Genomic DNA, 714 nt, shown 5'->3' on the forward strand with positions numbered 1-714 from the left:
TGATACTAACAATGACGGCATAACGAATTTGGATGAATTCCTTAGTGCGGCAGATACTGAGGCGCCGGTGATTGATTTGGTTTCTGAAATTACGTTGGCGTCTAATGGGCCATTAACTGCAGTGCCAATGAGTAATATTAGTGCAAGCGATAATGTTGATGGAAGTGTCGCGCTTATTAATTTAGATGAGACCCACCTACCACCGGGGCATCACATAGTTAACTGGCTCGCAGAAGACTCGGCCGGTAATAGAACAATTGCCAGCCAGTCTATACAGATAATACCGCAACTTTTGTTAAGCAAAGCTCAGGTCACAAGTGAAAACAATCGTGTTTCAGTTAACTTGAGCTTATCTGGGGAGGCACCAGTTTACCCTGTGCTTGTTCCTTACAGTCTTGGTGGTACAGCTAACGAAAATGATTACGACTTACTTACTAGCTCAAATGTCACCGAGCAGTCCACTAAGGTCAGCGGTGTCGTCATTTTTGACGAAGGCATGACTGCCGAGCTAGTACTAGAAGTCTTAGATGACCAAATTGTTGAAAGTGATGAGCAGCTTATCGTTACATTTAATGATCCGGTCAATGCGGTGATAGGTGCGAACGAGCAGCATCAGATCACGATTACAGAATCGAATATTGCCCCTAGATTAAACGTGACCGCAGAGCAAAATGGTTTGGCGCTTACAACGCTCAGTTCAGGTGAAGGCTTGGT

1 protein-coding gene is annotated in these 714 nt (G+C 44.7%); it reads left to right on the top strand.

Annotated elements, in window-relative coordinates; translation table 11 throughout:
* On the top strand, positions 1-714 hold a 714-nt coding region (locus A3757_RS26330; protein WP_197469750.1), incomplete at both ends, for a hypothetical protein.

Source organism: Oleiphilus sp. HI0117 (genome assembly GCF_001635235.1).